Annotated in this window: 12 protein-coding genes; 1 reads left to right on the top strand and 11 read right to left on the bottom strand. The window is 38.8% G+C overall.

Annotated elements, in window-relative coordinates:
• Nucleotides 1–71: 71 nt before the first annotated feature.
• The 7 genes from IQ259_RS11630 to IQ259_RS27565 form a co-directional block, all read right to left on the bottom strand.
• Nucleotides 72–287 carry a 4-oxalocrotonate tautomerase family protein gene (locus tag IQ259_RS11630; protein ID WP_193884794.1) on the bottom strand — a complete coding sequence of 72 codons (216 nt, stop codon included), beginning with the start codon at nucleotides 285–287 and terminating at the stop codon, nucleotides 72–74.
• Nucleotides 288–352: 65 nt separating this feature from the next.
• A complete protein-coding gene (gene hypD, locus IQ259_RS11625; RefSeq protein WP_193884792.1) occupies nucleotides 353–1504 on the bottom strand; it encodes a hydrogenase formation protein HypD in 1152 nt (383 codons plus the stop codon).
• 78 nt (nucleotides 1505–1582) lie between these two features.
• Nucleotides 1583–1828 (bottom strand): HypC/HybG/HupF family hydrogenase formation chaperone, encoded by a 246-nt coding sequence (locus tag IQ259_RS11620; protein ID WP_193884790.1) that lies wholly within the window; start codon nucleotides 1826–1828, stop codon nucleotides 1583–1585.
• 162 nt (nucleotides 1829–1990) lie between these two features.
• Entirely contained in the window at nucleotides 1991–4471 is a 2481-nt protein-coding gene (locus tag IQ259_RS11615) for a carbamoyltransferase HypF (RefSeq protein WP_193884788.1), read from the bottom strand.
• A gap of 36 nt (nucleotides 4472–4507) precedes the next feature.
• Nucleotides 4508–5701, bottom strand: coding sequence for a hypothetical protein (locus tag IQ259_RS11610; protein WP_193884786.1), 1194 nt, complete (start codon nucleotides 5699–5701; stop codon nucleotides 4508–4510).
• Between the two features lie 92 nt (nucleotides 5702–5793).
• A complete protein-coding gene (locus IQ259_RS11605; RefSeq protein WP_193884784.1) occupies nucleotides 5794–7113 on the bottom strand; it encodes a sorbosone dehydrogenase family protein in 1320 nt (439 codons plus the stop codon).
• A 75-nt stretch (nucleotides 7114–7188) separates the two neighbouring features.
• Nucleotides 7189–7323, bottom strand: a complete 135-nt coding sequence (locus IQ259_RS27565; RefSeq protein WP_255525338.1) for a hypothetical protein — start codon at nucleotides 7321–7323, stop codon at nucleotides 7189–7191.
• Between the two features lie 67 nt (nucleotides 7324–7390).
• On the opposite strand from IQ259_RS27565, the gene IQ259_RS11600 reads away from it, so the two are divergent.
• Nucleotides 7391–9196 (top strand): PmeII family type II restriction endonuclease, encoded by a 1806-nt coding sequence (locus tag IQ259_RS11600; RefSeq protein WP_193884782.1) that lies wholly within the window; start codon nucleotides 7391–7393, stop codon nucleotides 9194–9196.
• A gap of 119 nt (nucleotides 9197–9315) precedes the next feature.
• Here the strand turns inward: IQ259_RS11600 and IQ259_RS11595 are convergent, their stop codons facing one another.
• The 4 genes from IQ259_RS11595 to IQ259_RS11580 form a co-directional block, all read right to left on the bottom strand.
• A complete protein-coding gene (locus tag IQ259_RS11595; RefSeq protein WP_193884781.1) occupies nucleotides 9316–11610 on the bottom strand; it encodes an NACHT domain-containing NTPase in 2295 nt (764 codons plus the stop codon).
• 230 nt (nucleotides 11611–11840) lie between these two features.
• Nucleotides 11841–13001 carry a response regulator gene (locus IQ259_RS11590; RefSeq protein ID WP_193884780.1) on the bottom strand — a complete coding sequence of 387 codons (1161 nt, stop codon included), beginning with the start codon at nucleotides 12999–13001 and terminating at the stop codon, nucleotides 11841–11843.
• Nucleotides 13002–13194: 193 nt separating this feature from the next.
• The gene (locus IQ259_RS11585) at nucleotides 13195–14406 is read right to left on the bottom strand and encodes an EAL domain-containing response regulator (protein ID WP_193884779.1); all 1212 of its coding nucleotides are present in this window, start codon (nucleotides 14404–14406) and stop codon (nucleotides 13195–13197) included.
• Nucleotides 14399–18376, bottom strand: coding sequence for a PAS domain S-box protein (locus IQ259_RS11580; RefSeq protein WP_193884778.1), 3978 nt, complete (start codon nucleotides 18374–18376; stop codon nucleotides 14399–14401). The genes IQ259_RS11585 and IQ259_RS11580 overlap by 8 nt, the downstream gene beginning before the upstream one ends.
• Between the last annotated feature and the right edge of the window lie 3 nt (nucleotides 18377–18379).

Here is an 18379-nt window from a genome sequence, read left to right as displayed (position 1 = left end):
ATAATCTTGATTAATTTTGAAGGTGGTGCGTTAGCAATAGCGTAACGCACCCTACAATTTACTAACTAGTTTTATCTGCCTGTTTCGTCATGTCTCCCACGATGTCTATCACAGTGTAATATCCCATTAACAGCCCAGTTTTCACGTTCAAATTCATCTATGTGAATGGTTATCCATTCCGGTTTTGTATCTAAAGATGTGACTAGGGCATTAGTAATAGCTTCTACTAATTGCCGTTTCTTTTCGATGGAGTGACCACGGGCAATTTTGACTGTAACAAATGGCATAAACTTGTACTCCAATCCTAAAATTTCTGTCTTGTAGAGTTCGGATTGCTCACTTTTATCTTAGGTTATGAAGTTAGGGTTACTGTTGGTTTTTCATTTACTTTTTTTTGCGTAAAATTGGAGAAGCGTCCGTATTTGTAATAAGCTGCACAAGCACCTTCCGAAGAAACCATGCAAGTACCTATCGGTGTTTCTGGTGTACAAGCTGTACCAAATACTTTACACTCCCAAGGTTTCAAAACTCCTTTGAGTATTTCGCCACATTTGCAAGCTTTATGATCAGCGACTTTTTGACTAGGTATGGTAAATTTTATTTCAGCATCAAATTGACTATATTCAGGACGAATTTTTAAGCCTGAATATGGTAATTCACCTAAACCACGCCACTCAAAAGTTTCGCGCACTGCAAAAACGTCATTCATGGCTTTAAGTGCTATTTGATTCCCAGCTTTTTGGACGAGTCGGTTATATTGATTTTCAACTTCGCAACGATTTTCAACTAGCTGTTTTAATACCATCCAAATTGATTGAAAAATATCTAATGGTTCAAAGCCAGAAACAACAATTGGCTTATGATATTGTTGGGCAATAAATTGATATGGGTCAGTACCAATTACCATGCTGACATGACCAGGTCCAACAAATCCATTTAGTTGTAAATCTGGGTTATCTAATAAAGCCTTAAGTGCAGGAATAACTAACACATGATTACAAAACATACTAAAGTTACGTATGTTTTCTGCGTCTGCTTGGATAATGGTGAAAGCAGTGCTGGGGACTGTGGTTTCAAAGCCTAGTGCAAAGAAGACTACTTCTTTATCAGGGTGATTTTTGGCTAGTTGTAAGCTATCTAAGGGCGAGTACACCATGCGGATATCTGCGCCTTTGGCTTTGGCTTGCAGGAGACTGTCTTTGGAACCGGGAACCCGCATGGTGTCGCCAAATGTTGCCAAGATTACGTTAGGATGTTGGGAGATGGCGATCGCATCATCCAACTTTCCTCTTGGCATAACACATACTGGACAACCAGGCCCGTGTATAAGTTCAATATTATCGGGCAGTATTTCTTCAATACCGTATTTAAAAATAGAATGAGTATGCCCACCGCATACTTCCATAATTTTGATATGTTTATCTAGTTGTTGGCTGATTTTTTCTATTTCTTTACGTAAAGCTACGGCTTTTTCTGGTTCTCGAAACTCATCAACATATTTCATAAAATCCAAAGGATAGTTCTCAATAAAAACTCTGTGTAACTCCGCGCTTACCTCCGCGCCCCTTTGCGTTAAAAGAGTTTAAGTCATCGCCGCAATTTCCTCCAATAACTTTAATGTTTCTGCTGCTTCTACCTCATTAATTCTATTCATCGCAAAACCGACGTGAACTAACACCCAATCTCCTAAACAAGTTGCGGGGGGATGTTGTTCGTCAACTATGCAAGCGATATTAACTTGACGCTTTACACCAGCAATATTCACAATGGCTAGTTTTTTTTGAATGTCGGTGATTTCGACAATTTGTCCGGGAATTCCTAAGCACATTTTTATTTTCCTTTGATTGAATAACTAACCGCAGAGGCGCAGAGGACACAGAGAAGGAGAGATATTAGTATAAAAAACGGATACTTTGTAACTTTGCGACTTTGTACCTACTGTGCGAGAACGTCTAGCGGCGAATGCGTGAGATGGAAAAGATGTGGTTTACTAATCTAAAAACTTCTGTAATTTCGCGGCTGTAATAATTGCTTGTCCTAGAGATAACCCGCCGTCATTGGTAGGAATTAAGCTGTGAGTTAGTACGTTAATCTCTGATGTTTGTAACTGTTTAGTAACCAACTCTAATAAAATAGTATTTTGGAAGACTCCTCCTGTTAGAATGACCTGATGAATTAGATACTCTTGACATAAATACTTAACCATTTTGACTACAGCATTAGCTAAACTATTGTGGAATTTAGCAGCTATGACTGGTTGAGGAGTTTGTTGCTGCAAATCACTGAGTAAAGCTGACCACATTGGTGCCGAGTCTATACAATAAATATTATTATCGGAAAAGCTAAAATTAAAAGGATAAATTAGCTTTTCTTCATGATTATTTAAAATGTTAACATTAACTAAAGATTCTAATGCGATCGCCGCTTGTCCTTCATAGCTACATTCTTCTGTGCAGATACCAATAGCTGCTGCTACAGCATCGAATAAACGCCCTACTGATGAGGCTGGAGGCGAGTTTATACTTTTTTCAATTAACTGATTGAGTAAATTTAGTGGCTTTTTTTGTAGAAAATTGCATATTCCTAAATCAGAATATTTTTGTTGGCATTTATCCCAAAGATTGGCTGATATTAAGTGGGCGTAGGTGTTACGCCAAGGTTGATAAATCGCTTGTTCTCCCCCAATCATTGCGACTGGTTTAAATGTTGCTAGTCGCTGAAATTTATGGTAATCAGCTAAGAGAAATTCTCCGCCCCAGAATGTACCATCTTCACCGTAGCCTAAACCATCAAAAGCAATACCTAATACTGGTGATGTATTTAAAGGAATGCCATTTTCTGCCATGCAAGCAGCGATGTGGGCGTGATGATGCTGAATTTGATGCAGGGGAATTTGATTTGCAGATGCGAGTTCTTTACCGAGTTTGCTAGAAAGATATTCTGGGTGTTTATCAATGGCGATCGCTTCTGGTTTATGCTCAAATAAGTTCAAGTATAAATTCAGTGTTTCTTGATAAGCATTAAAAGCCCCTGCATTTTCTAAATCACCCAAATGTTGAGATAAAATTGCTTCCCCATCGCGTAACAAACAAAAGGTATTTTTCAATTCACTACCCATTGCTAAAATTGGCGGTAATTTATCAAATCCTGGCGGTAAATTAATCGGTGCTGGTGCATAGCCTCTAGCACGACGAACTATTTGGATTGCCTCACCAACAACCCGCACCACTGAATCATCGACACGGTTGAGAATATCTCGGTTATGTAAAATAAAATAATCAGTAATTTTGCCTAACTTTTCTCGCGCTTCATCATTATCAATACACTGCGGTTCATCTGAAATATTGCCACTTGTTAACACAATTGGTCGATTCATCCGCCGCAAAATTAAATGATGCAACGGCGTATAAGGTAGCATGAAACCGAGGGTATTTTGCCCTGGTGCAACGGATGTTGCTATGTGAGAGTGTTGAATCTTCCTATTATTTATATGACTTACAGCTAACTCTTCTAAAACTCTTCTTCCCTCTTCTTCTTTGCGCCCTACCCTGCGGGAAGCCGCTTGCGCGTCTATGCGCCCTTTGCGGTTCGTTTCTTCTTTCTTCCGCAACAAAACAATTGGCGCAGCAGCACTAATTAATAACTCCTTCTCCTTCCCACTTACCGTACAATACTCCTCAATTACAGCCAAATCTCGCGCCATTAAAGCAAAAGGTTTATCATAGCGCTTCTTTCGCTGACGTAGCTTCTGCACAGCCGCTTCATTTGTCGCATCACAAGCTAAATGAAATCCACCTATCCCTTTAATTGCTACAATTTCACCCCTTTGCAACAATGTACAAACTGCATCTACATCGTCCATCATCGAGAACATAGAAGCAGTAACAGGTTTACCATCGGCACGTTCTAGCCAAGCAGTAGGGCCGCAAACATGACAAGCTGTAGGTTGGGCGTGAAATCTGCGATTTTCGACATCGTGGTATTCCTTTGCACATTCGGGACACATGACAAACGCAGACATACTGGTATTGCATCTGTCATAAGGAATGGCGCGAATAATACTCAAACGGGGGCCGCAATGAGTACAGTTAGTAAAAGGGTAACGATAAAAGCGACTCAAGGGGTCAAAGATTTCTTTTTGACATTGAGGACAAGTAGCCGCATCTGGTGTGATTACGGTTTTGATTTTGTTGCTGACACTCTGGGAAATCACAAAATCATTGAACTTACACTCACCAACGCCGGGACTTCTAATAATTTCATTAATTCTTGCCAAAGGGGGACACTCTCGCTGTAACCTAACTAAAAACTCGGCTATTGCTTCCTCACTTCCCAACACCCGAATTAACACACCTTCCCCATCATTACAAACATCTCCCCGCAACCCACAAGCCTTAGCCAGCCGATAAACAGTCGGACGAAACCCCACCCCTTGCACAATACCACGAACTCTAATCTCTTCACTCACCATACCCCTCTCTGCGTTCTCTCCGCCTCTGCGGTTCGTTTAACCTTCTCCATCAAACCCCCACAACAAAACCCGATTATTTCCAGAATCAGCCACTACCGCCTTATTCCCACAAATTTTCACCCCGTAACACCAATTCAAACTATCTCGTTTCGGGAGTCCATAATTGCGGTTTTCACTTTTGCTTTGAAAATTGACTTGTCCTGCTAACCCATCTGCCGCAGCACCCTGCAATGATAGTATAGACTCTGCCTGCTTCCATCCTAACAACCGCGAATTCGCCGTATCTGCAACTAATAACCATTCTCCACTTGTCGCCAGCCCATAAGGCATACTCAAACTACTTGCACTCGGTAAATAAACCCCTTGATTCATCTCCACAAAATCAAAGCTTTTTTGCCCTAATACTACTGCACAAGGAGTATTATTTTCTGTTGGTATACCTTGCCAAATCATCACTCGATGATTACCTGCATCAGCAACAACCAAATTATCATCCCAAATAGCAATATCATGACACCAGCGCATACTCGCCGCCGTTGCTGAACCACCACCATTTTCATTACGAGAAATCATATCTGGTTGTCCCAGAACTAAATCCGCAGGTTGACCATTTTCTGTTGGGAATTGCTGCCAAATTAACAACCTTCTATTTCCTGTATCCGCAACAAATAGCTGTCCTTTATAATAGAAAATACCATAAGGCCAGTGCATTGTATTGGCATCTGCTTGCTGAATACCACGATTTGATTCATTATTCACAAAATTGCTTTGACCTAATACCAAATCTGCGGGAACATTGCTATCTTCTGGCACATTTTTCCAAATTAAAACCCGATGATTCCAAGCATCAGCTACCGCTAAACCTGCACCACACTGACAAATCCCCGTCGGGACACTAACCGTTATCCTGCTTGGATTTCCTTTAGCATTTTGTCCTTCGTGATTAAAGTCTGGTTGTCCAATTACCCAGTCAGCGGGTTGATTATCTTCCGTTGGTAAATTTCGCCATCCCAATAAACGATGATGTCCTGTATCTGACACCCACAACGCCCCACTTTCTGATACTAAACAAGCACCACGAGGGCCAAACATTGTGATAGGACTAGGTGCTATAGGTATAGCTAATTGCTGCGGTTCAACACTGTTACCTAAAATTACCTCAGCACCGTTGGGCGATAAAGGTAAATTTGGTAAATTTGCTACAGAATTACTGCTGTTAGGAATAGACATCAACCGCAAAATAACGCTGATATTTATTTAAAATCATCGGCGTGTATCGGCGTGTATCGGTGGTTGCAATTTGAGAAATAATCAGGTTATTTTTACCCACCTGTATATTGAATTCGATAAATCCGGTTATTAGCCTCTTCTGTTACTAATAAACTACCATCAGGCAACACTAACAAACCAACAGGTCGCCCCCAAGTAGTTGGGGTATTTGGATTTAACAAAAATCCTGTGAGAAAATCTTCGTAATAGCCTTGAGGTCGTCCTTTAGTATCAAAAGGAACAAATACGACCTTGTAACCAGTACCGCGATCGCGGTTCCAAGAACCCCGGAAAGCTGTAAAAGCGCCATTTTTATATTTTTCAGGGAAAGTTGTACCATCGTAAAATTGCACACCTAGTGCTGCTGAATGAGATTGAAACAACACATCAGGAGTGCGAGTCTTGGCTGCTAAATCTGGGCGTTTACTTTTACCATTCACCGTTTGACGTGGGTCGAGTTTATTTGGTGTCAGATAAGTATAAGGCCAGCCATAAAATTCCCCTGACCGAATTCGAGTTAAATAATCAGGAACCAAATCATCTCCAATACCATCCCGTTCATTGACAGTAGTGTATAACTCCTTAGTTACCGGATGAAAATCCAAACCCACAGGATTTCGCAAACCATAGGCAAAAGTCTGCTTTTGAGAACCATCCAAATTCATCACCTGCACTGAAGCCCTTGGTAATGCTTCCTCATCCACATTAGAACGAGAACCCACAGAAACATACAATTTCTTACCGTCTGGTGCAGCTACCACATTCCGTGTCCAATGTTGGTTGTAACCACCACCAGGAAGATCGGCTATTTTTTTCCCAGTACCCGATAGTTGTTTTTGACCTTTGCTGTAGGGAAAGCGTAAAACTGCATCAGTGTTACCCAAAAAGAAAGAATTCCCTGCAAACGCCATCCCAAAAGGAATGTTTAAACCGTTGTCTGCACTGGCGAATGTCTGACGCACATCCGCCACACCATCACCATTACTATCTCGCAACAGGCGAATGCGGTTTTGTCGAGTTTCCGTCACCAGCACATCACCACTAGGAGTCAAAGCCAACCAACGCGGTGCTGCTAAATTTTCCGCAAAGACATTCACTTTAAATCCCGGTGGTACACGCAACACAGGATTTTGCGGAATTGATACTACATCTGGCCGCTTCGAGGCGCTTTTGGTAGCGAAAGGAGGCGGTAATTTTTGTAAGTTGATGCGAATTGGTTGGGGCGAAAGCAGTTCAGTGCGGATGCTATTTTTCAACTGTGGAGGATTCTGTGCTACTTCCGTTGTAGCAGTTTCTGAAACAGCGCGAGTTTGGTTACAGGCTGCTGTGACGAATAACAACGCCAACAACAAGAAACGCTCAGAGAATTTCATAGCAGCGTGGAGTCATACACAACTTTTGTAATATAAACCGAAAATCTAATTATTGTCGCCTTTCTCAAGTTCGATTTAGGTAACTAAATTTAATATTTTCAAGACTTTGTTGGGTTTTGCTATTGCTCGATTTTTCAGCCAGTCGATACGGAAAATAGCGATCGCACTGTAGGATGTAGGGGAGCGATCGCATTTTAAAGTAATAGCCATTGTTAATATTTTATCAATTATTTAGTATATTTTGATTAAGCCAAATTTCAGTATAAGAGGTTCAAGTATGGTAGAAGCAGCACTAAACATTACCTTGGGATGTGAAGAAATTTTTATTCAGGATTTGCGGTTAATAGACCAGGATAACCCGCAAAGTTGGAAGAATAAGTTGATTCTTGGTGATTGTTTAGAGGCATTACAAAAGCTGCCTTCTGCAAGCGTTGATTTAATTATAACCTCGCCTCCTTATGCTGATAGTCGAAAAAAAAATTATGGCGGAATTTCTCCAGATGAATATACAGATTGGTTCCTAACCAGAGCTTTAGAGCTAAAAAGAGTTTTAAAACCTGAAGGTTCCTTCATTCTTAATATTAAAGAAAAAGTTGTGGATGGTGAAAGACATCCATACGTGTTGAATTTAATTTTAGGAATGCAAAACCAAGGATGGTTATGGACTGAAGAATATATATGGCATAAAAAAAATAGTTATCCTGGTAAGTGGTCTAATCGTTTTCGTGACTCCTGGGAGCGTTGCTTACACTTTAACAAGCAAAAGAAATTTAAGATGTATCAGGAATCTGTCATGGTTCCTATGGGAGATTGGGCAAAATCGCGCCTCAAGAATCTAAGTGAAACTGATAGAAGACGCGATAATTCTAAAGTTGAAAGTGGATTTGGTAAGAATATATCTAATTGGTTAGAGCGTAAAATGGCTTATCCAACCAATGTTTTACATTTAGCAACTGAATGTGGAAATAAAAAACATAGTGCAGCTTTTCCTAAAAGTCTTCCTTCATGGTTCATAAAGCTATTCACTGATTTAGATAATGTAGTACTCGATCCATTTGCTGGCTCAGGAACATCTTGTGTGGCTGCTAAAGAACTAGGTAGAAATTATGTAGGAATTGAGATTAAAAGAGAATATTGTGAACTGGCAGAATCTAATATTAAAACAGCAGTTTCTAATACTCAAATTGTGAAAAATAGTAACCAATATAATGAGGAATTAAATGTGGTTAGCTCAGATTATGCAATTTATAATAATTACTTGATTCAGAACGTCCTTACACCCTTCTACGACAAGAGATTTGAGAAATTGAGCAAGTTAAAACTTAAAGACGTTCTTAAGCGTAAAAATCCTTATTTATTTAAGGCAAAAAATATTGAACGAGCCCAAGATTTTGTTGATAGCATAATTACTGCTTTTCTTTCCTCACAAGAAGAAACCATTTTTGGAAATTTGTTAGAGGGCTTTGCAATACACATATCTGAAACTTTATACAGTGGTTTTAAATCAAAGCTAAATAGTGTTGACCTAGAGTTTGAACGAAATGAAACTTACTATATTGTAGGTATTAAATCTGGAACTAATTGGGGTAATTCCGACCAAATTAGCAAAATGAAAGACAACTTTAAGAAAGCAAGACAGTTTTTGATAAAACAAGGTATTACGAGTAACGTCGTTGCTGTTAATGGTTGTATGTATGGTAAAGATAGTAATCCTTTCAAGGAAGATATAGATTCCGATAAAACATACTTTAAATATGCTGGTCAAGAGTTCTGGGAATTTATCTCAGAAGATGCTAACCTCTACCAAGAGATGATTGTTCCTATCGAAGAGGAAGCAAAGAAAAAAGATGAACTTTTTAAGTCTACTCTTGATGCAAAAGTTAATGAAATGACTTTTGAATTTATGCAATATTTTACCAGTAACGGTCGTATTGATTGGATTAAACTTGTTGATTATGTATCTAAAAAAGGCGATTTCAAATTAGAAGCCGTATCTCAACAGATGACCTTGGAACTAGAAGAGAAGGATTCAGAATTAGAAGAAACTCTGGATTTAGCAGATGCGCTAGATTTTGAGGAATAGAAAAGTAGGCGATCGCCTACTCTTCAAATTTATAGCACAAGCGTATATCTGCATCCAACTCTGTGGGTTCGTTCTTAGCATTCTCGTAGAGTAGCCGCAAAGCGTCTACTGCGGTTAATTTAATCTAATTTCTTAACTAAAAACAAATTCGTCTCCAGATTATTTCGTAAATTAGGCGAAACATCACCAGCTGTTTTGAGACAAGCTAAAAGCAATTTATTAGCATCCCAGTACTGCTGTATATCCTCTAAATCTTGTTGATTAAACTGCCAATTATGGCCAATTTGGCGATGATTAATCATCAAATTCCGTAATGCTTCTGTCCAATTTTTGCCATTTGCTTGCCACCAATTTTTTAAAACATCTCTACCTTGACTTGGGGAAGGTAGCTGATTTTTCAGTTCTTGCAGTGAGGTTTGTAAATCTGGTTCATCCGCTAATAAATGTTTGAGGTCTAAAGCTAAACTCAAAGCCGAAAATCTTGGTAAAAAAATCTCGGCAGTTATACCTAAACTGACAGTTAAGCCATGAATTAAAGCTAGGTCTAATGCTAAATCTCCTGCGAGATTACCAGCAAGCTGATGATCCAAAAGTATTGCTAATTCTTGATTACGAGCTAAAGGATATTCTGATGGCAGGGCAATAGTAAAGTAAAAAGCACGTACACTGGCTGCATGATAAGATGTATTGACTGTGGCTGATTTTTGCCTTAACCAAATTAAAAAATTATGTAGCGTATATTTTTTTATGGCTAAATCATTAATTTTTTGCTTTATTGACTGCAATAAATCATCAGCAGGTTTTAACATATCTGAGCTTAGTAAAAATACTTCCCGCCAATGTTTTTCACTCAGATGATTCATCAATTCTGTTAATGTTTGAGTATTAATATGAGTAACTATTTCTCTAGCGGTAAGATACTTTTGTAAACTTAGATGAGCAAAAGAATAAATACCTCGCGCCCTTTGAATTAATAACCCATGTTGAGCTTCAATCGCTTTTAACACAGATGCACTTTCTAATTCTAAAGCTGCGGCATTATTAGAATGATAACGGAGGTAATCGGCAATCAGTTGATGTAAGTTCGCTTCAGTCTGAAAGTAGTTGTTTTGGGTAAAGGTGATTGTAGCTATATAACTGAGCAATTTTATTTTGTGTAACAACAAAAAATCAGGATAAATTTCATCTCTTTTAATACCTCTAGATTCATCCCAACGGATCAGCAGCAAGTCTAATACTTGTTTATAAAGTTCCCCGCGATTGGCTGGGAAATCTTTATTAAACTGAAACACTAGGCAAACGAAATTTAGTAAAAGTGGCGTAGCTACTAAATCTAGAATTGGCAAATTTTCTGTTAATTCGAGCTTCTGCACAAACCGATTTGCTAGGTTTTGTGCTGCGACTGTAGGATATTGGGCAACCGTACCAAACCATTTTTCGACAAAATTGGCTATTTGCTGTTTGCTAAAATCTGCAATTTCTATTTCAGTAAAGCCATGAAATTTATAATTTTGAGCTCCCAGCCTACAAGTAATAATTAGTTGATTTTTATGGTATTTTTCAGTGAATTGACGAATTTTTTTGATAACTATATCTGCATCTTTCCCGGCTACTTCATCTAAGCCATCTAATAAAATTAAGGCTCGTCCATTAGTCAAAACTGTAGTGAGTTCTTGTTCGTGAATACAAAGATTTATAAATGATTCATGCAGATACTGCCATAAACTAATTTGAGTGCGATCGCGAATGTCTTCGGCAAAGTCTTTTAAACGGACAAAGATTGGTAAATAATCAGGTTGAAATAGCCCCAAGTTACAACTATTGGCGATCGCTTGCAAGAATGTAGTTTTGCCAGAACCAGGCTTACCTAGCACCATCAGCTTAGTATATTTACTGACTGCTTCCACTCCCGAAACCCTGGCTTGAGGCAAATCAGCTACACTCAAGCAGTTATTTTCTTCAACCCATACCTTTGGTAAATTGTTAATTTCTAGCCATCTTCGACTATTAATTTCTTCGAGGATCTCTACATCAATATAAATATCGTTAAATTCGATCGGTCTAGTAATATCCAAGAGTTGCACAGTACCGCACTGGGCTTGAATATTGTCGTGATAAACAGTCCGCAGTTTTTGTACTAGTGTCTCAATATTATCTCCAGGGATGTATGACAGGTTCGATTCGCCAGTGGTGAAGGGTTGGACAATTTCTGAAGTGTCAAGTTCGAGGACAAAGCAAATGTCATTAAAAACATGCTTATCAATTGGCTTACCAGTAAAAAACTTCCAAATGGCTTGACGAGTCTCTAAGCCTACCTCCGCTGCAAGATATTCTTGTGTCCAGCCTTTGCGTTTAAAGGCTTGTTTTGCTTTTCTGATACCTTCATCTGACGCTTGGAGCGATCGCTTTGCCATACCTCTACCACTACACTATGTATAAAGTTGCATGTTTGTATACAACTTATACAAGTTATACAATTTATACGCTAACTTCAACAAAAACCCCAACATCAATTCATACATCGGCTAGACATAATAGTATTCGAGTCAGCCAAATCTACATACCCAACTAGCTTGAGCATTGCCTAGATAAGCTATCGCTTCTTGAACAATGTCCAAGCTTTTATTTATTGCTGAGTCATGTTTTAAGTGCTGTTAGCAGTAGCGGGGCGTTCAGCCCGTGCTGATTGCTGAGTATCGAGTAATGTTTCTTGAGTGCTGCACGGAAGTGTAACGGTGACAACTGTTTTTTCTTGGGGTTTACTTTCAATTTTGAGTTTACCGCCGTGTAACTCTGCTAGTCTTTTGACAATGATTAAGCCTAATCCTGAGCCTTGTTGTTCGTGCAGTTTCCGCTCAAATTGTCGATAAGCGCCTAATTCCGCAATCTGATCGGCGCTCATACCTCGGCCCTGATCGCTAACAGATAAACTGAAAGTATGATTAATTACCTTAGCTGTAATTTTAATTGGTGTGCCACAAGGCGAAAACTTTAAAGCATTATCAATTAATTCTTCAATAATTTTCGTAATTTTTTTTGTAGAAATATTGACGTGACATGGTGAGAAATCTATTTGGATATCTGCTTCTCTACTCGAATTTTTAGCAATTTCTGTAATTACATCAGCTAGTTCTAGTGTAGGGAAATCAGTTGACTGGCTTTGAACTTCTTTGACACGTTGCGGATCTGTAGCAATGATTTCTAGTTCTGCATACAGTAAAAATTTTTGAATTAAAAGAAATAAACGCTGACTTGATTGGTGAATAAATTCTGCCATTTCTTTGATAGATTCTGCATCTAGTAACTCACTTTCTTCCATCAAAAGTTGCGAGAAACCCAAGATGCCATTCAGCGGAGTTCGTAATTCGTGAGGTAGGGACAGAGTAATGCTATTACGCAATTTATCTAATTTTTCTTGAGTTTGTTGATAAATTGCTGTTTGTCTCTCTAATCGGCAGGTGATGGCAGCTAATAATTCTGTCCTGGAAAAAGGTTTGATGATGTAGTCATCAGCGCCTAAATCCATCCCCTTGCGAAAGTCAGTTTTTTCCGATTTGGCAGTTAAAAAAATTAAAGGAATGATTGCTGTTTTAGGATTTTGACGTAATTCTTTCAGTACTTCATAACCGTCTAATTCTGGCATCATCACATCACAAATTACCAAGTCAGGAATTTCGGCTTGCGCTAACTGCAACCCAATGTAACCATTTTCGGCAATAATGACGTTAAAATTTTCAGCATAGAGCAAATCTACAATATTTTGCCGTACATTTATATCATCTTCAATCACTAAAATTTTATTCATATATTGATTGAATCTAAGCAAATATGAAATTTTAAAAGAATATATGCTAAATAAATTTTAGTAATAACATTTGTATAAGTAGCACACATTTTTCTCTTCAATCAAATTATCAATTAAATTATATATTTATCTTTGATTGATAAATACAAAAATTTTATGTAGCAAAAAGCTTGATTTTAAAGTTTAGATAAATTCATATATACAAATGTCTATTACTCCACAAAAAGTTTTCAAATTCTACGGCTGGTAATGGACGACTGAATAAAAAACCTTGCATGGCATCACAGTGATGATGACGCAAAAAATGCAATTCTTCTTCTGTTTCCACACCTTCAGCAACGACTCGCATATTTAGGTTGTGTGCCATTTCAATTAAGGCTTTAGTAATAGCAGATTTTTGACTATCTGTGGCTACATTATGAATGAAATAACGGTCAATTTTTAAGGTGTTAATTGGTAAATTTTTAAGATAAATCAGCGAAGAGTAACCAGTACCAAAATCATCAATAGCAATTTTTAATCCCAAAGATTGTAATTTATTCATAGTGGCGATCGCACCATTGATATCTTGCATAATGATGCTTTCTGTAAGTTCTATTTCTAAACATTGTGGCTCTAGGTTGTTCTTAGTTAAGAACTCAGTAATTTTTTTAATCAAGTCGGGCTGATTAAAATCAATAACTGATAAATTAACCGTCATCGTCAAGTAAGTAATGCCGACATCATGCCAAATCTTAATTTGTTGACAAACACTTTGTAATACCCATTGATCAATAGGTATAATTAAACCTGTAGATTCAGCAATTGGGATAAATTCTGTTGGAGTAACTAAACCTAATTCAGGACTGTTCCAACGTAATAAACTTTCAGATGCTATGATTTGTCCAGATGCAATATCAACTATAGGTTGATAATAAACTTCAAATTCTTGAAACTTTTGTTGTTGAATAACGCGTTGCAAGCTAAGTTCTAGTAACTGGATTTTGGGTGAAAAAGGTTTACTCACTTTTTGGTTAGATAAATATTTTTTTAAAGTGGCTTGTCTTTCTAAGCGGTTCATAATAGCACTTAATAATTCAGCCCGCGTAAACGGCTTAGTTAGATAGTCGTCTGCACCCATATCCATACCTTGCCGAAAATCAGCTTTAGCAGATTTGGCTGTCAGAAAAATGAATGGAATTGTTGCTGTTGATGGATCTTGCCGTAATGCTGTGAGTACCCCATAACCATCAACTTCCGGCATCATCATGTCACACAAAATTAAATCTGGAGCCTCAGTCAATGCTAAATTTATACCTGTTCTGCCATTAGCCGCGGCAACCGTTTCAAAATCCTCTGCCTCTAGCAAATCTAAAAGGTTTTCCCGCACAGATTCTTCGTCTTCAATTACCAAAATCTTAACCATCTTTTCCCTCGATTTGCATTGTGTGATTTAATGGCAGAGTCACAGTAAAGGTTGTACCAACTTCCAGCGAACTAGTAACGGCAATTTTACCTTTGTGTATATCTACACACTTTTTTACAATTGCCAGCCCTAATCCAGTTCCTAGGATATTACCCACATTTTTAGCCCGATGAAAAGATTCAAATAAATGTGGTAAGTCTTCTTGAGGAATACCAATTCCTTGGTCTTGTATCTCCAATACTGCTTGTCCATCCTCACAAGTAAGATTAAAGTTTACATTGCTTCCTTGTGGAGAATATTTAATCGCATTCGAGAGTAAATTGTTGAGAATATGCCCTAGCAATTTGTCATCCATCCAGCATGAGATGGATGAATATTGACTAGTAAAAGAAATTGAGCATCGATTACTTTGATTTATTTGAGCTTCTTCGATGATATGAGAACAGTAGGCAACCAAATCAAAAGCCGTAGGTTCGTAGTCAAGTTTTCCTGCTTCTGCCTTACCAATAACTAACACATCATTTAACATTTCATTTATGCGCTTCACGGCTGATTGAATGCGGTGCAGATGGGTAATTTGTTTTTCTTCCGTCCATTTGTAACGATAATGTTCGAGTAACTCTGAAGAAGAAAGAATGGTACTCAACGGTGTGCGAAATTCATGGGAAGTCATAGAAATAAAGCGAGATTTTAGTTCGTTGAGTTCTTTTTCTTTTTCTAGTGCTACTCTTAATTCTTGCTCTAATTGCTTGCGTTCTGTGATGTCTGCTAAGTAACCAACTAGTTCCACGGGATTACCAGTGTCATCTCGGACAAGTTTGCCTTGGTCAGATAGCCAGTGGTAAATACCATTTTTGTAGAGAAAACGGTATTCTAAGCTGTAGTGTTCTTGCTGCGAAATTTTTGCTAGTTCGTCAACAACATTAAGTACATCTTCTGGGTGAATATGATTGAGCCAAAAGCTGGCATCTTCTGTAAAATTTTGTGGTTGATAGCCAGTGACGATGTTCACATTGTCGCTGATAAAGGTAGCACCAAATCCTTCACAAGCTTTACTGGTATATATGATAGCGGGACTGGATGAGAGTAAATATTGCAATTGCTGTTGACTGACAAGTAAGGCTGTTTCTGTTTGCTTGCGTTCAGTAATATCTGTTTGAATCCCAATGTAATGAGTCAGGACACCATCAGCATCATATACAGGCGAAATATTTAGTTCATTCCACCACAGGCTGCCGTTTTTACGATAATTACGCAGAACTACAGTACAGTCTCTACCTGCTTGCATTGCGTCGCTGAGTTCTTTTAATCCAGATTGTTCGATGTCTGCACATTGAAACAACCGAAAGCTTGTTCCAATCACTTCATCTGCACAGTAGCCTGTCATGCGTTCAAAAGCTGGATTAACATAAATAATTGGGCCGTTGGGAATGCTGGCATCTGCAATGATAATGCCATTACTGCTGGCGGCGATCGCGCGATCGCGTAATCGTAAACCTTCTTCTGCCTGTTTGCGTTGTGTAATATCAGTATGGATACAAACTCTTCCAGTAAGTTTGCTAGTGAAATCTTTAATTACATTAGCGGATAAATAAATTTGTAAAAGCCGACCATCACGGGTTCGCATTGTCACTTCACCGCGCCACGATTCACCACTTTGAATAGCTGTTAATACTTGGTTGAACTCTGCTGGATATTTGAAGATACTGGCTGCTCCTCCAGCAGTTTGAAATTCTTCTAAAGTGTATCCATAGATTTCAGTAAACCCTGGATTGATGTAAATTGTTTTACCTGTGATGTCTGACATGCAAATAGCATCACTGGTGCTTTCTATAGCTTTATGAAAGCGCGTCAAGGACTCTTCTACTAATTTGCGATCGGTAATATCTGTGGAAATGCCACAGACAGCATAGGGAACACCCTTGGCATCTTTTAACGGAAACTTGACAGAAAAGTAGGTGTGTAACCTATCATCCAGAGGAACAACTTCTTCAACTTTTAGCGGAATGCCGTTGGCAATTACCTGATGGTTGTTGACTGCAAACCTATCTGCAATCTCATCAGTCCAAATATCGTAAATACTGGTGCCGATTGTTTGCTCTGGGGTAATGTTGAATAATTGTTCAAAATGACGGTTAATCAACACAAATCTGTTGTCAGTATCTACTACATAAATTGCCACAGTCGAGTGATCTAAAATTGCCTTTAGTTGCTGTTGAGTTTCCAGTAATGCCATCTCCGCTTGTTTGCGTTCGGTAATATCTCGATTCGTACCGCGATAGCCAATGAATTTACCTACTGAATCAAACACGGGAACACCACTAGTTTCTAAAACTACTTGATGCCCATTTTGATGAATTTGGATGTTTTCTAAACATTGAAATGGTTGTGGTGTTGCCAAAATTGCGGCGAAACCTGTAGCCAGTGATTGTTGTAGTTCTGGAGGCATAAAATCAAGAGGTGTTTTCCCCAAAACTGCTTCTGGTTCGTAACCCAAAATGTCGCGGATTTTGGGACTGACGTAAGTATAAGCACAGTTTTGATCAACTTCCCAGATCAAATCGTAGCTAGATTCCACTAAATTACGGAACCGTTGTTCGCTATGTTTCAGGGCAATTTCGGCTGTAACGCGATCGTTAATATCAGTATTTGTAGCAAACCAAGCGTTAATTTTACCTTCATGATCACGCCAAGGTATAGCACGGGCTAAATGCCAGCGATAGGTTTGATCAGAACTTCGGAGCCAACGAAATTCTCCTTCAAAGGGTTTACCTGTGTCTAAAGATGCTTGCCAATCTGCTAAACAACGGTATAAGTCATCTGGATGTAGCCATTGCTGCCATGCCCAACTAAGAAGTTGCTCTGGAGTACAACCAAAATAATCAAGAGTCCGTTGGTTAACATATTCAATGTTGCCATTGACATCAGCAATCCATACTTGTTGGGGAATGGATTCTGCCAAAAACCGAAAGCGTTCTTCGCTTTTTTCTAAAGCTTCCTGTACTTGTTGGCGTTCAGTGATATCTTCAACTGTACCCAAAACACCGACTACATTACCTGCAACATCATGCAGTGGGATTTTATTGGTTTCTAACCACGCTTGTTTACCATTGACTCGTGAAAGCAGAGAGATGATGTGATGTTCTGCTTGATTTGTCTCGATTACTCTGGCATCACACTCATGGTGAAAGTCTGCTTCTGACTTGTTGGTAAGGAAATCATGACCTGTTTTACCGATAATATCTTCTGGTTTTTCTACGCCAACTAATTTGGCAAAGTTCCAATTACAACCCAAAATAACAGAATTGCAGTCTTTCCAGAGAATACCTTGAGGAATAGTATTCATGACTAACTGCAACATTTTTTGGGATTGGCGCAGTTGCTCTTCTACTATTTGGCGTTCGGCAATTTCGGTTAATAATTGCTGATTTGTTGGCTTTAGGGCTATGTTCCGCTCGGAAACGTGCCTTTCTAAATCTTGGTTTGCTTTTGAGTCGTTAGCATATACTACTGCTGACTCTAGCAAAGGTATTCGCGCTGAGTTTTCGTTTCTAGTGTCCTCGACTGTTGGTTCTAGCGCTTGACAAATACTTTCAGGGGTAACTGTTCCAATCAGTTGACCTTCCTCATCAACAATTGGCAAAATATTTAATTGATGCTGGCGCAACAGTGAAATTACTGTTGTTAAATGGTGAAGTTCGGAAATTTTCAGTGTAATTACTGTGGTCTGCATCACCTCAGAAATCTTGGCGGTTTTGCAGTCTATACCCGAAGCTAAGAGCTTGATTATATCTTTCGCTGTCAACCATCCTACTACCTGGGAAACTGACACTACCAAAATATCGACACCCCACTTTGCCATCAGTGAGATGACCTCTGACACTGATGTTTCTGGCTGAACTGTTAGTGGCGAACAGTTAATTACTTCCTCTAAGCTTTGTAGCCAGAGAAGTTGTGGTCGGGTATACATAGA

Origin of the sequence: Fortiea sp. LEGE XX443 (assembly GCF_015206815.1) — a bacterium.
Lineage (GTDB): Bacteria > Cyanobacteriota > Cyanobacteriia > Cyanobacteriales > Nostocaceae > Nostoc_B.
Note: the sequence above shows the minus strand (reverse complement) of the source record. Positions and strands in the feature narration are given on the sequence as shown.